The sequence below is a fragment of the Rhizobium sp. BK418 genome (assembly GCF_004341105.1).
Classification (GTDB): Bacteria; Pseudomonadota; Alphaproteobacteria; order Rhizobiales; family Rhizobiaceae; genus Rhizobium.
Genome location: NZ_SLZK01000003.1, coordinates 1,036,133 through 1,049,341, shown reverse-complemented (window position 1 = coordinate 1,049,341; position 13,209 = coordinate 1,036,133). Strand labels below are relative to the sequence as shown.

Genomic DNA, 13,209 nt, shown 5'->3' with positions numbered 1-13,209 from the left:
TGCTACCGCTCGAAAGATGGTCCATTCCGCCTACTTTAACGCGTAAATACTCAAATTCCATAACCTTACGCAGAGGAATTTGCTCATGAAGAGTGTTGTCGGCGATCGAGTCGATTGCCTCGACGGCCTGCGTGGCTTGGCTGCTCTATGGGTCCTTGTGGGTCATGCTCATCTCCTCACCCGTTTCTCGGTGCCCGTCATAGGCGATCCCGATCTCGGCGTTGATCTCTTCATCATGCTCTCTGGTTTCCTGATGGTCTTCCACTATCAGCGCCGGCGCGACCGGGAGCCATGGGAGGCGAGCAGCACCTGGATCACCTTCTGGGTCCGGCGCTTTTTTCGCATTGCACCACTCTACTACGTGATGCTCGTCGCCGCCCTGACGCTCGGCCCCATGCTTTACGACGCCCGCATGGCGATCGATGGCTTCAACGGCGTCAGACCGCAGCTCGCCGAGCGCTATCTGGACAGCAGCCTGGCGAATTATCTTGCGCACCTGACCTTCCTCTTCGGCTTCAGCCCGCATTTCGCTTACAGGACGGCGCTGCCCGACTGGAGCATCGGCCTCGAAATGCAGTTCTATGCCGCCCTGCCCTTCATCGTGATCGTGATCGGCCGCATCGGCTGGCTCAAGGGCATTGTCGCCGTCACCGCCATCGGGTTGGTGATTGCCTCCGGCCTCAACCGGATCGGCATCAATTTTCCGATGCCGACCTTCCTGCCCTTGAAAATGCACGTCTTTGCCGCCGGTATGTTGCTGGCCGGCGCGCTGCGGACCGACAGGGCGCGCGCCTACCAGTTCGCGGCGATCGCCATTATGCTGGTGCTGGCGCCTGTCGGCGGCGAACGCGACCTGATGCATGAAACCGTGCGGGTCACACTGGTCCTGATCTTCTTCGCCTTCATCCACACCCACCGCCTGCCGGAACCGATCGCCAGACGATTGAGGCCGATCGGCGCCTTTCTGGGCAACGGCTTCTTCCACAATCTCGGCGAACTGTCCTTCGGCGCCTATCTCATCCATCTGATGGTCATGCAGCCGGTCATCGCCTACCTGATCCGCACAACCAACGTCTCCGATCCGGTGCGCTGGGCCCTGACGCTCGCCATCACCGTGCCGATCGTCTACGCGCTGGCCTGGGTCGGATATAATCTCATCGAAATGCCGGGGCAGAATATCGGCAAGGGCCTGACGAAGCCGCGCGCTTCCGCGTGAGGGGAAGCAGCGGCGCCGATCGGTACGCCGTCAGGAAATATTGAAGACGCCCCTAGCTCCCTCATTCCTGTCCTCGGACGTGTTCCGGGGATCATCAGAGCAATCCGGTCCGCCAAGTCCCTGGGCCGGCGAGATTATTTCCCTCTCGGCACATGCGTCATTTTCCCTCGCGGAGGCGCGATGGCTGCATCTCCGGGACACCCCTTGTGCTAGCATGAGGACACTGAGACGAAGATGGTGAGGCCGGCAATCAGCCGCCCTTTCTTATTCGATGAATGCCCGGAGAATCTGATAACACCTCGTCGCGTACCAGGCATCATCATGGAGGTGTCGATGACCGAAAACGGTTCACTCCATACATTCGCCATCGGCGATGTGCATGGCCGCGCCGACCTGCTCCGCGAGATGCTGGCAGGGATCGCCGATAAGGTGCGCCAGGAAGGGATCCGGCATCGGATCGTCTTCCTCGGCGACATCATGGACCGGGGGCCGGAAAGCCGCGCGGCGATGGATCTCGTCATCAGGACGTTGCGGGAGATACCGGTATCGAAACTGATCCGTGGCAACCACGATGCGATACCCCTACGATTGCTTGGCGAGCCCGACCCCGCCACCCAGGCGACCCTCGCCGCGCACTGGTGGGATCTCGGCGGCGGCGAAACGATGGCCTCCTACGGCCTGCCCTGGGGAGCCCCTATCACCCCGAACGAGATCCGGCGCCGGATGGACGACGAGCACCTAGCCTGCCTGCGCGCTGCCGAGCGCTATGTCGAACTCGACCACCACATCCTCGTCCATGCCGGTCTGAAGCCCGGGATTCCATTGAACGAGCAGGATTCTCATTCGCTGATGTGGATCCGCGACGAGTTCCTCAATTCGCCGGAATCCTTCGGCAAGGTCGTCGTCCACGGGCATACGATTACGGCAAGCGGACGCGTCGAGATTTTCCCGAACCGCATCGCGATAGACACAGGCGCCTTCGCGACAAACATCCTCTCCGCCCTTCACATCAAGCCATCAGGGGATGTCGCCGTGCTGCAGGTGGCGGAGATTCATCCGGGCGCGTACCAGTTCGGAGAGGGCGACCCGTTATATTTGTCTCACGACGATCCGGACAGGCTGGATTAGAATGTCGCAGAATGACGAGGTCGCGTGCTGTGACTCCCTCGGCGGGCGCTGACAGTCTGGCGGGTGCCGTTGGTTTTGGCCACCGATCTCTAGCATTGCTGCCCGCCTGGCGCGAGTAACGCGCAAGAACAACCACAGAAGAATTCTTCTGCGCCGCCCCCCTTTTCGACTTAGTTCGTGAGGCCCGCCCCGCATCGGCGTCCCCCACAAGCATCGCTTGTGCGACGTCGCAAAAAGCAGTTAGCTGCAACAGTTGCGAACGCGCATCCGGCGCGGCCGGAAAGCCCGGATAGGTCAGGGCAAATGATACGGCGTCGAACGCGTCCGCATTTCGAGGGAAATCGCGTGCACTGGTCAAAACCCCTGAGGCTGCATCTCGGCGTGCTGGTCGTGGCATCGCTGCTGTGCACGTCGACGCCGATCATCTGGTTGGCCTTTCGGCACGGAAGCGATGCAGCCATTCAGGTCGGCGCGCGGCAGATGCGCGAGATGAGCCTGCTGCTGATCGAGGGATACCGCAATACGCTGCAAGGCGGCATGGAGGCGGTGGCCTTCGCCTCCGCCCTGCCGCAGCTCACCTCCCCGCCACCGCAGGATATCAAGGCAAAACGGGAGTTCTTCCTGCAAGTCCTGCGCAATGTGCCGAACGCCACGAGCGTCTATGCCGGCTATCCCGACGGCTCCTATCTGCAGGTCATCAACACCGAAAGACAGGATGTCAGGCGCACCCTTGCCGCACCCGATGGCACGTCTTTCGCCATCCGCACGATTGCCCGCAGAGACAGCGCGGATGCCGTCTCGACGTTTGAGTTTCTCGATGACAAGGCGAGCCTCATCGAAAAGCGCGATGTCGAATATGCCTCCTTCGATCCGCGCCAACGCCCCTGGTATCAGGCCGCCGTTCAGGATGGCGTGCCGGTTTCTGTCGGCCCCTATGTCGCCGGAACGCTGAGTGTTCCGACGCTGACGATCGCAGCCCCGATGAAAGACGATAACAAGGTCATCGTCGGCATCAATATACACCTGCTGACCGTGAGCCACTTACTTGACGCGCGCGCCATCTCGCCGCGCGCCCGCGCCTATATCATCGATGCCGGCGGCGAGCTCGTCGCCCATTCCGACCCCGACATCATGAGCAGGATCATCGATATCTGGTCGAGACGCGCTGGCGCCATGCAGGCGACGGCGAACGGCTTCGACACGAGCCTTCAAACCGTGAACGGGCTGCGGCAGGATCCGGCCTTTGCCAATGGCGGGCTCGCGCGCATCGCGCTCGATGGCGAGCCCCATCTCGTGCAGATCGCCCCTGTCAGCGTCGACGGCCTGTTCAAGGGAAGTGCCGCCGCCATCATCGTGCCTATGGAAGATCTGGTGGCGGAAGCCAACCGGCAGCTCATCCGCAATCTGCTGATTGCGAGCGCCTTCCTGATCGCCGGCGTCGTCGCATCGCTCGCCTTGTCCCGCATGGTCAGCCGCTCTCTCTACCGGCTTGCGGGCGAGGCTCGCCGGATCGGCGATCTCGATTTCGGCGAAAAGCCCGTGGCCCATTCCTGGATCTCCGAGATCAACACGCTGGCGACAGCGCTTGCCGCGAGCCGCCACGCCATCAGCCAGTTTGCCCTCTATGTGCCGCGCGAAGTCGTCCGGCGGATCGTTAATCCCGAGGGACAGGCGGTCAAGGCAAGGCGGCAGGAAGTGACCGTGCTCTTCACCGATATCAGGGATTTCACCACCATATCCGAGCAGCATTCGCCCGAAGACGTGGTCGATACGTTGTCAGCCTATTTCGAGCTGCTCAACACCATCGCCGAACGCCATGGCGGCACCGTCGTTCAATATCTTGGCGACTCGATCTTCGTCATGTGGAACGCCCCGGTCGAAGATGCTGACCACGCCGAACACGGCTGCCGCTGCGCGCTCGCCATGAAGGCGGCTGTCGACGGCCTGAACGAGGAAAACAGAGAGAACGGCCACCCCGAACTCGTCACCCGCTTCGGCCTCCACACAGGCCCGGCCGTCGTCGGCAGTTTCGGCGCAATCTCGCGCCAGCAATACACGGCCATGGGCGACACGATCAACGTCGCCTCGCGGCTGGAAGGATTGAACAAGGAATTCGGCACGTCGATCCTGGGAAGTGCGGCGATCCACGGTGCAGTCGCAGACCGGTTCAACTTTCGGCCGCTGGGACTGGTGCAGGTGAAAGGGCGCGCGGAGAAGGTGAATCTTTGGGAGCTGCTTGGGGACAGTGGCTAGGCATCGTGGCCACCCTCTCCTTGCTGAGGAGAAGATGGACACCGCGGTGCCTCGGCCTCCTCAACAGTTTGGTATGGCACGTCCCTTCGCCCGCAGCACATCTTACGAGCGAGATCTAGAGGTGCTCGGCCCGATAAAGCAGCCGACGAGCAATCCTGCCAATGCCAGAAGATCGATAACTAACGGGACTGCGATTTCCAGCGCGAGCGGCAGCAGCAGGAAGCCCTCCCGCGGGGACCGGCGCAACTCGCCTAGACAACCGCAACCTGTACTTTCTTACCGATGCGCTGAACCATCTCGATAAGCGTGTCTACAGTGAATTTGGAAACCTTCTTGTTCACCACATCGGACACACGCGGGCGAGAGACGTGCAGTCTCTCCGCCGCTTCCGACTGTTTGAGCTGGCTTGCAGCAATCCAATCGGAGATTTCAGTCATGAGATTTTCTTTGATTTCGACCAAGGCAGCGATCTGGGCATCAGATTCCGCCTGAAGAGATGTTGCCTCGTCAGAATCAAAACCAAGATCTTCAAAAATATTGGCACCAGCCAGGGTAACGTGACCGATCTCGTCGTCCTTCGGTTTCATCTCGTTTTCCCTTTCGCTTTATCGCTTATTTGCTTTTTCATTGCCTTATAGCGGCTCTTGCCGACATCAATGTCATGCTGCGAGGTCTTTTGGGTGGTCTTCGAGAAGCAATGCAACACGAAGATCCCGTCATCAAACTTCGCGACGTAGAACACTCGATACTGGTTTCCTTCGTCCTTAATCCTTATCTCTGCGGTACCTGGCCCGACCGTGGAGAAAGTTTTCCAGTCGTTAGGAGGCAAACCGGCCTTAATACGGTTGAGGTCGTGACCTGCCTGCTTGCGGGCACCCTTCGGGAACTCCTTGATGTCCTCGAATGACGACCCCATCCAGATGATGTCTTTACTCACCAAAGCTCCGTATAAGTACTTATACACTCACATTTCGAAGTCAAGGTTTATCAGGCGGCGATACACGAACTGCAGGGTCTGGGGGGCGTAATGACTGGTTCAGCAGGCAAAATCCACTTACACCATCTCATACAAGCCTCTTCGCCTCTGTTGTCGTATGCTCGTGAAACTTGTTCTCACGCGCCTTTCCGAACAGCTTCAGGCTCTCCAGATGCTCGCGCTGGGCGCGATAGAAGTCTTTCAGGAAGATGAGCTCCTGGCCGCTCTTGACCGGATCTTCGTAGCGGATCCTTCGCGTAATCGTGCGCACAATTTTGACGATCTCTTCGTCGCCGGAGGTCTTCGTCGTATCGCGAAGCACGTCCTCCAGCGTCTGCAGCTCATATCTCCCGTAGATATCGAGATGTTCAGGATGGAATTCGAAGGTCCCCTCCAACAATCGGGTCGATGGCGAAGACACCACAAGGTCGGAGAGCAGCACCGAGCGCGGATTGTCGACCACGATCGTGCCCGCGATCATGTCGCCGATGCGTTGCCTGCGCCGATTGGCAAGCGGGACGATGACGACGACCAGCAGCCAGAGCGCCGTCAGACCGTCTTCCCATGACGATTGCGAGCCGATCGAAAATAGGAGCACAGCCGGCGTAAATATCTCCACCTCTTTCATCAGGTTGCGGGCTGTCACCTGATGTGGGGTCAAGCGCCGGCCATCAGCATTGATGACGCGAATGCCCGTTACCCGTTTACCAAGTGTGCGTCCGTTCCAGATGAGCTCCGACAACGCGTAATAGGGGGCGCGCAGCAAAAAGCCCAGCAACAGGAACAGCGTCTGCGTGCCCGTGGAAGCCAACCCTGCTGCATAGACGACGACCCCGACGATGAAGAAAACAACGAAGATGAAGATGATATCGAGGATCTGCGCGCCGACACGGCTTCCGAGCGAGGCGATCGCGAAAGTGATCGGAACACCTTCCGGCGGGATGAACTGCTCGACGCGCCTGCTGTCCTTGGTGTCCTGGACTGACTGTTTCGGCTGTTTCATCGCGCAGGCTCACGTTCGGACTTGCCTTCGCGGCCGGCCAGCAGCAGCCAACTCACCCAAAAGAGGCCCATGCCCCAGCCGATGACGAGCCGCCAGATTGTATCCTGTACCAACTGGCGCAGGAAACCTTCGATAAAGGCCGCCACGACGAGCATCAAGGCCGCGAGGATCGCGAGTTTGACGGCATCATGCCCCTGATGACGCAAGGCCTCCCGGCGCGTTCGCCCGCCCGGCAGGAGCACGGCGAGCCCGAGCCCCGCCCCGCCGGCGCAGGCAATGGAGATCGCTGCAAGCTCGGTGACGCCGTGGATCGAGAGCCAGCCGAAAACGTCGAAACCCAGCCCCTTGCGATGGAACATCGCGAAGAACGCGCCGAGGATAAGGCCATTGTAGAAGGTCAGGACGAAGCTCGGCACCGACAGGAAGACGCCGAGCGCAAAGATCAGCACCGCAATCCCTGTATTGTGGGAAAAGAGATAGGCCGAAAAGGCAGCCAACCCGTCGCTCTCATGCCGTTCATTGCCGTAGATCGTCGAGCGCAGGTAATCGGCAGAGGCATCCGGCGTGCGCTGATCGGCCATTTCGGGCGGCACGAAGGTGTAGAACCAGCCTGGATCGCTGCTGCAGAGCCGGTACCCGGCAAAAGCGCCGAGAACGAGCGCGAGAAAACCGATGAACAGCGGCAGGGCCGAGCGGCGCACCGCCTGCGGAATGCCCTTGAGCAGCACCCGGGACATCAGGCCGCCGAGGCTTTCCTGCGGTGCGTAGACGACGAGATAGGCGCGCGCGCAGAGGCTTTCCAGATAGGCGATCAGCGCCCGATCGAGGGAAATGTCGCGGGCCACGGAGAGCGAATTCATCGCCTGCCTGTAGCCGCTGGCGAGATTGCGCACCTCGTTATAGCTGAGTGTTGCCGCACCGCCCTTCTCCGCCCGGCTCACCAGCTCGTCCAGCTGACGCCAGTGCACCTCGCGCTCCAGCCGGAAGCGCGCCGAGCGCAATAGATCGTTCGGCGCAGCACCCGCCTTGAACCCTTCGCCGCCGTCTATCCTGTCATCGATACGGATGTCGCTCATATCATCTCGCGGGATTTGATTTCGATGTAGCGGGCAATGAGATCGGAGGTCAGAGCTTCCGGCGTGCTGTCGAGGCAGAGGACTCCGAGACGGGCGAGCTTTTCCATGACGGCGCGCCGCTCCTGCAGGATTTGGCGGGCTGCGACCGAGCGGGCGATGGCATCAAGCGTCGTCTCCTCGGCTTCCATCAGTTTCGCGAGCATCGGATCGCGCAGCGCCACATAGACGATGAAATGATGGCGGGCGAGCACCTGTATATTCTCGATCATCAGTTCCGCCGTGATGCTATCGACGAAATCGGAGAAGATCACGATCAGCGAGCGCCGCTTTAGGCGCGAGGAGAGATGCGTCAGGCCGAGCGTATGGTTGGTCTCCTGCGTCTCGTAACGCAGCTCGGCGCAGACGGTTTGCAGCCGCGGAAAGGCTGTCCGCCCCGGCAGAGCCGGCACGAAGAGGCGCGGCCGGCTGTCGAAGCTGTAGAAGCCCACGAGATCACCGGCGAGCCCCGCCCCCCAGCACATGGCAAGGGCCGCATTGATGGCGCGATCGAGCTTGGTGAAACCGCCGAGCTGTTCGGCCATCAGCCGCCCGGAATCGATGCAGAGGATCACCTGGTGGTTTCGCTCCGCCCGCATCTCGCGCACGACGAGATTGCGCATGCGCGCCGAGCGCTTCCAGTCGATGCTGCGCGGGTCCATGCCATGGGCAAATTCGCGCAGCTGGTGGAATTCCGACCCCTCGCCGCGCAGCCGCAAATCCTTCTGGCCGGCTTCCAGCGGCAGAATCTCGGTCCTGATCGCCCCTGAGAGAACAGGCGATATGTCGGGCAGAACGGCGATTTCCTTGCCGACCGGCAAGCGCGCGATCACTTCCAGAAGCTTCAGGCGCGACGGCCATTTCAGCCAGAGATTATGAACGGCAAATTGCCCCCGCCCGGTCAGATGCACGTCGATCGAAGCCCTGCCCTGCTTCTCCCCGATACCCGACGCCGTACCCGGCATCCGGCCTTCCCCGATGACGAGTTCGGGCGCGAGATCGAGGCGGATGTCGAACTTCTCCGGCAGCCTGCCCTTCTGCGGGCTGATGTCGACCGTGAAGGCGGCGGTATGGCCGACGAAGCCCTGCGGCGGCAGATCGAAATCGACCGCAATCCGGCCCGAGAGGGCCGACAGCGCCAGATCGCCCGCCGTCACGGCCGCGAGCACGGCCCATAGGCCGATCAGCGGCATGCCCATGTCACGCCACCAGACGCTGACGAACACCGTCACCGCTGCGAGGCCAAGAACGAGCGAGATCAGGGACGAGGACGGTCGCATTTAACGGGGCGCGTCCACACGGTTCCTGATGCTGCGCAACACATCATCCGGCGTGCGCCCGTCGATTTCTGCCGACGGCGAAAGCACGATGCGATGGCGAAGTGCCGGCGTCAGCAGGGCCTGAACATCGTCGGGCAGGCCATAATCCCGGCCCTCGAAAGCCGCACGCACGCGCACGGCCGCCGCAAGGGCATCGGCTGCGCGGGTCGAAGCGCCATAGAGAATATCGGGATCGGAGCGCGTGGCGCGCACGAGGTCGACGACATAGGTCAGGATCGTCTTGTCGAGATGAATCGCGTCGATCAGCGCCCGGCCTTCGGCAAGCGCCTCGCTGGTGACCAGCGGACGGATGCCGGCACTGCGGACATCGGCTTTCAACGCCTGATCGGCATGCCGGGAAAGGATCGCAATTTCGGTATCGCGGTCGGGAAAATCGACCACGAGCTTGAACAGGAAGCGGTCGAGCTGCGCTTCCGGCAAGGGATAGGTGCCCTGCTGCTCGATCGGGTTCTGCGTGGCGAGCACGAAGAAATCCGAGCCCAGCGAATAGTCCTTGCCGTCGATCGTCACCATCCGCTCGTTCATCGCCTGCAAGAGCGACGATTGCGTCTTCGGCGGTGCGCGGTTGATCTCGTCGGCCAGCAGAATGTCGGTAAAGACCGGCCCCTTGGTGAGATGAAACTGGTTGGTTTGGAAATTGAAGAGATTGACCCCGAGCACATCGCCCGGCATCAGATCGGGCGTGAACTGGATGCGGCGATAATCGAGCGCCATGGCGGCCGAAACCGAACGGGCGAGCAGCGTCTTTGCCGTTCCGGGAGGCCCCTCGACGAGGCAGTGCCCGCCCGAGAATATCGAGATCAGCACGAGGTCGATGATCGCATCCTGTCCCTGCACCGCCTTGCCGATCTCTCCGCGAACCGCGGCAACGAGATTGCGAAATTCACCCAGATCCAAAGTCTATGCTCCCTAGCGATTTCCTGAATGTCTCGAGATTGCGGTGCAGATCCGCCCGTCTCATCAAATGCCCGCGGTCAATCAGCGCCTGAGCCGACGAGTGCAGTGCCTGGGCCGCCTCGCGATCGCGGCGCGCCATGCGTTTGAACAGCCGATCTATGCCCGCCTCGTTTCCGGCTCCGGGGCCAAATAGCAACTGCGCCTTGTCGGCAAGCAGATGGAGCACGAACTGCGACACCATCCGCCCGTCATTGCCTGACAGGCGAAGCAGGCGGGCGGTTGCTTCGATCGCCGCAGACTTCGACAGCTCAATATTTCCCGACGCATCCTTCACCGGCGGCCCGAACCGCAGGAACCCACGCCAGAAGCAGATCGCCATGACGACGAACAGGGTTCCCCAGATGGCGGAGAGCGGATAGGCGAAGAAGCGCTTGAGATCGGAGCCGGACCGTTCATAAGTGCGGCCTTCGTCCGCGGGTTTCCTGGCTTCTAGTGGATTGCCTGCTGTATCCAGATAAACCGGCCGCCCCTCGTCGATACCACGCAATCGCCGAATCAGCGACACTGCAAAAGCCGCGTTCTCGGCGAGAGCCAAGCCATGATTATTCAGTAAGTCAGGGTCCGATAGCAGATAGACTTGATGATAGTTTTGGCATTGAACGATCAGCGCACCCGTCTGGGTGCCTACGAGCTCCTTGCAGGCGCGCGGCAGGCTTGCCAAATCGAAGGTCTGCGCCTGATACAGGGCGATCCGAGCCGGTTCCCCCCAGCTCGTGCCCGGATGCGCCTCTGTAAATCCTGGATCATTCCGATTGAGACGTAAGTCTGCAGGCGCGATCCTGCGCAATTCTTCTTGAACCTCTTCGAGAGGCAGCAAATCGGCCTGCCGTGCAATCCCGTCCCTCAACAGACTACCGCGCCATTTCGGCATGATAATCAGCGTCGGAAGCCCATAGCGTCGTGAATCGCTTCCCCAACTTTCCGGTCTAGCACCCTCAGCTTCCTCATCTGTTTCAGAAGCGGCAGCTTCGTCTTTCTCTACCGGCAGGGAAAGGACGCGCATGGAGATCTCCGCCCGCGCCCTGACGAAATGCGGATCGGAGCGGATAACGGGAATACCGTTGGCTTCCAGCCAGACCTGCAGCCCCCTGCTGCCGAGCGGCGAATGGTCGAAATCATTCTCCCGCGGCAGCGCGAAGAGCGCCAGCGCGGCCAGCCCGAGCAAGGCTGCCAGGATCAGGATGGGGCCTGCGTTACGCATGGGACAATCTGCCGATCGACAGCAGGCTTCGCGCGCTGACCAGAAGCGCGCCGAAATGGCTTTCTGCGACCGGGCGGCCGCCATAATGAACGAGCTCCGTCTCGGTCAGCAGATGTTCCAGCCGCTCGCGGTCAGGCATATGGACCGGCAGCCGGGCAAGAACCGCGCGCTCCGTGTCCGAGCGGAAAAGCCGCGTTCCCGTCACATCGGCGGCATGCAGCAGGCAATGCCTGAGCAGGAGCACGAGCGCCTGCCGGCGATCTTCCATGCTGGCAATCCGCCGCAGGAAATCACTGGGCCTTTCCTCGGTCCCCGCATCCGATGTGCGCCAGCTCTCCGGCGCCTCCCCTTGGCGCTTCTTCACGTCACGCGGCACAGACGACAGCAGCACGCCGCCATTGCCGAAGTACAGGGCAAGGCCGATGACGGCAGCCAGAGCGACGAGCACGAGGATGACGGCCAGAGGGCCGTCGATGGCTGGCGCTGGCTCCTGCGAAGAAAAAGATCGCTTATTCGGCGACAGGGTCGCATCCGGCACACGCTTCGACTTTTCAGCGCCATCGCGATAGGTGAGCTTGCAGCGCACACCATTCAGTGCGCATTGCGCAGCATATTCGCTGCCGACGACGCTGAGCGGCCGGTCGCCCGTCCCGCCCTGCTGGCTGCTGCCCTGCGCCAGCGCAGGATAAAACTGGGCCGAGGCGGCCAGTGATAGAGCCACCAGCAAGCCGGCGTGACGGATGACTATGCGGCTCAGGCAAAGACCTCCGCTCTCGCTTCCGGCCGCAGCGGGTCCGGCCCGAACTTGTTCGGACCTTCCGTGCCCCTCAGCACGGTAATGACGAGGCCCGCGAGGCCTGCAACAACATTGAGGTAGGGAATGAAGTTCGCGATAAAAATCGCGAGATACCACCAGCCCGAGATGTTGCGATCATGGAAACGGCGAACCGTGAGGGACATCTGCGGCAACATCATTGCGAGCACAAACAGTCCGGCGATGACCCCGATGGCAATAAGCAGTGATGAAGGTCCATCCTGACCATCGGAACCGGCGGCCAAAGCAGCCAAAATTCCAAGTCCGATCAGCACTAGGCAGTAGAAAAGCTGAAACCACCAGCACTCCGAGCGGGAGGCCCGACCGGAGAAGGTCGCATATTTTTGCGTCAAAACGGTCCGAACAGCTTCAGTAAACCCCATGAAATGCCCCCATTTCTGCTTGCTGCGAATACAGTCTCGGCCCAATCATTACTTTTAAGTGACAGTAGTACCGGATGAGAAAAGAGCTACAATTCAAACGCGGAGATTGCAATGTCCCAGTTGTAACGGCGCATGATTCAAAGAAATAACGATTCTGCATTGAATTTTTATCTCCGCCTAAGTTCGCGCATCCGATCCTCTCAAGGCTGAAAGCACCGCTCGGGCGGGAACGCTGCCCAAGCAGAACCCAACCTCCTGGAATTGCCAGGATTGTGACAACCGCGTGAGCTGGCAGGCGAGGTTTCAGGATGGGATCGCCATGCGGCTCAGGCAAAGACCTCCGCTCTCGCCTCGGGACGCAACGGATCCGGACCGAACCTGTTCGGACCTTCCGTGCCCCTGAGCACGCAGATCACGAGAAATGCAATGGCTGCGATTAGCCCGACAAGGGGAATGAAACACACGACGAAAAGGCCGAGGACCCACCAACCGGAAATGTTGCGATCATGAAAACGGCGGACTAGGAGAGCTATCATCGGCAACAGCGTGGCAAGTGCGTATAATCCACCGATGATCGAGAAAATGTTGGTCGACGACCATGGGGCGCCGTTCGCACCCGTCAAAATGCCCAGGATTGAAAATAGGCCCCCGACCAGCCAATTGAACAACTGAAACCACCAAAACTCCGAGCGGGAGGCCCGGCCGGAGAAGGTTATATATTTCTGCGTCAAAACCGTCCGAACAGCCTCAGTAAACCCCATCGAATGCCCCCATTTCTGCTTGCTGCCAGCGTGGCGATGACCTCAATAGCCTCGGATCGACAGCA

Annotated in this window: 13 protein-coding genes; 3 read left to right on the top strand and 10 right to left on the bottom strand. The window is 60.7% G+C overall.

What is annotated here, in order from left to right:
• The first annotated feature begins 85 nt into the window (after positions 1-85).
• From EV281_RS16675 to EV281_RS16665, 3 genes are all read left to right on the top strand, one after another.
• On the top strand, positions 86-1,216 hold the full coding sequence (locus EV281_RS16675) for an acyltransferase (protein ID WP_132654167.1): 1,131 nt from the start codon (positions 86-88) through the stop codon (positions 1,214-1,216).
• Between the two features lie 333 nt (positions 1,217-1,549).
• Positions 1,550-2,344, top strand: coding sequence for a metallophosphoesterase (locus EV281_RS16670; protein WP_132654166.1), 795 nt, complete (start codon positions 1,550-1,552; stop codon positions 2,342-2,344).
• 345 nt (positions 2,345-2,689) lie between these two features.
• Positions 2,690-4,597, top strand: a complete 1,908-nt coding sequence (locus tag EV281_RS16665) for an adenylate/guanylate cyclase domain-containing protein (protein WP_132654165.1) — start codon at positions 2,690-2,692, stop codon at positions 4,595-4,597.
• 251 nt (positions 4,598-4,848) lie between these two features.
• Here the strand turns inward: EV281_RS16665 and EV281_RS16660 are convergent, their stop codons facing one another.
• The 10 genes from EV281_RS16660 to EV281_RS16615 form a co-directional block, all read right to left on the bottom strand.
• Positions 4,849-5,184: an XRE family transcriptional regulator gene (locus tag EV281_RS16660; RefSeq protein ID WP_132654164.1), complete on the bottom strand. Its 336-nt coding sequence runs from the start codon at positions 5,182-5,184 to the stop codon at positions 4,849-4,851.
• Positions 5,181-5,534 carry a type II toxin-antitoxin system RelE/ParE family toxin gene (locus tag EV281_RS16655; RefSeq protein ID WP_184326913.1) on the bottom strand — a complete coding sequence of 118 codons (354 nt, stop codon included), beginning with the start codon at positions 5,532-5,534 and terminating at the stop codon, positions 5,181-5,183. The genes EV281_RS16660 and EV281_RS16655 overlap by 4 nt, the downstream gene beginning before the upstream one ends.
• Positions 5,535-5,661: 127 nt before the next feature.
• Complete coding sequence (locus tag EV281_RS16650) at positions 5,662-6,576, bottom strand: RDD family protein (RefSeq protein WP_132654163.1); 915 nt, start codon at positions 6,574-6,576, stop codon at positions 5,662-5,664.
• A complete protein-coding gene (locus EV281_RS16645; protein ID WP_132654162.1) occupies positions 6,573-7,652 on the bottom strand; it encodes a stage II sporulation protein M in 1,080 nt (359 codons plus the stop codon). Before EV281_RS16645 ends, EV281_RS16650 begins: the two co-directional genes overlap by 4 nt.
• Entirely contained in the window at positions 7,649-8,968 is a 1,320-nt protein-coding gene (locus tag EV281_RS16640) for a DUF58 domain-containing protein (RefSeq protein ID WP_132654161.1), read from the bottom strand. Before EV281_RS16640 ends, EV281_RS16645 begins: the two co-directional genes overlap by 4 nt.
• Entirely contained in the window at positions 8,969-9,925 is a 957-nt protein-coding gene (locus EV281_RS16635) for a MoxR family ATPase (protein ID WP_132654160.1), read from the bottom strand.
• A complete protein-coding gene (locus EV281_RS16630; RefSeq protein ID WP_132654159.1) occupies positions 9,912-11,186 on the bottom strand; it encodes a hypothetical protein in 1,275 nt (424 codons plus the stop codon). Before EV281_RS16630 ends, EV281_RS16635 begins: the two co-directional genes overlap by 14 nt.
• On the bottom strand, positions 11,179-11,934 hold the full coding sequence (locus EV281_RS16625; protein ID WP_132654368.1) for a hypothetical protein: 756 nt from the start codon (positions 11,932-11,934) through the stop codon (positions 11,179-11,181). Before EV281_RS16625 ends, EV281_RS16630 begins: the two co-directional genes overlap by 8 nt.
• A 5-nt stretch (positions 11,935-11,939) precedes the next feature.
• Complete coding sequence (locus EV281_RS16620) at positions 11,940-12,383, bottom strand: DUF805 domain-containing protein (RefSeq protein ID WP_132654158.1); 444 nt, start codon at positions 12,381-12,383, stop codon at positions 11,940-11,942.
• Between the two features lie 326 nt (positions 12,384-12,709).
• Positions 12,710-13,144 carry a DUF805 domain-containing protein gene (locus EV281_RS16615; RefSeq protein WP_132654157.1) on the bottom strand — a complete coding sequence of 145 codons (435 nt, stop codon included), beginning with the start codon at positions 13,142-13,144 and terminating at the stop codon, positions 12,710-12,712.
• Between the last annotated feature and the right edge of the window lie 65 nt (positions 13,145-13,209).

Coding starts and splice junctions, on each gene's coding strand:
- EV281_RS16670 (WP_132654166.1), top strand. CDS start 1,550: ATGACCGAAAACGGTTCACTCCATACATTCGCCATCGGCGATGTGCAT.
- EV281_RS16660 (WP_132654164.1), bottom strand. CDS start 5,184: ATGAAACCGAAGGACGACGAGATCGGTCACGTTACCCTGGCTGGTGCC.
- EV281_RS16620 (WP_132654158.1), bottom strand. CDS start 12,383: ATGGGGTTTACTGAAGCTGTTCGGACCGTTTTGACGCAAAAATATGCG.
- EV281_RS16630 (WP_132654159.1), bottom strand. CDS start 11,186: ATGCGTAACGCAGGCCCCATCCTGATCCTGGCAGCCTTGCTCGGGCTG.
- EV281_RS16650 (WP_132654163.1), bottom strand. CDS start 6,576: ATGAAACAGCCGAAACAGTCAGTCCAGGACACCAAGGACAGCAGGCGC.
- EV281_RS16675 (WP_132654167.1), top strand. CDS start 86: ATGAAGAGTGTTGTCGGCGATCGAGTCGATTGCCTCGACGGCCTGCGT.
- EV281_RS16640 (WP_132654161.1), bottom strand. CDS start 8,968: ATGCGACCGTCCTCGTCCCTGATCTCGCTCGTTCTTGGCCTCGCAGCG.
- EV281_RS16615 (WP_132654157.1), bottom strand. CDS start 13,144: ATGGGGTTTACTGAGGCTGTTCGGACGGTTTTGACGCAGAAATATATA.
- EV281_RS16645 (WP_132654162.1), bottom strand. CDS start 7,652: ATGAGCGACATCCGTATCGATGACAGGATAGACGGCGGCGAAGGGTTC.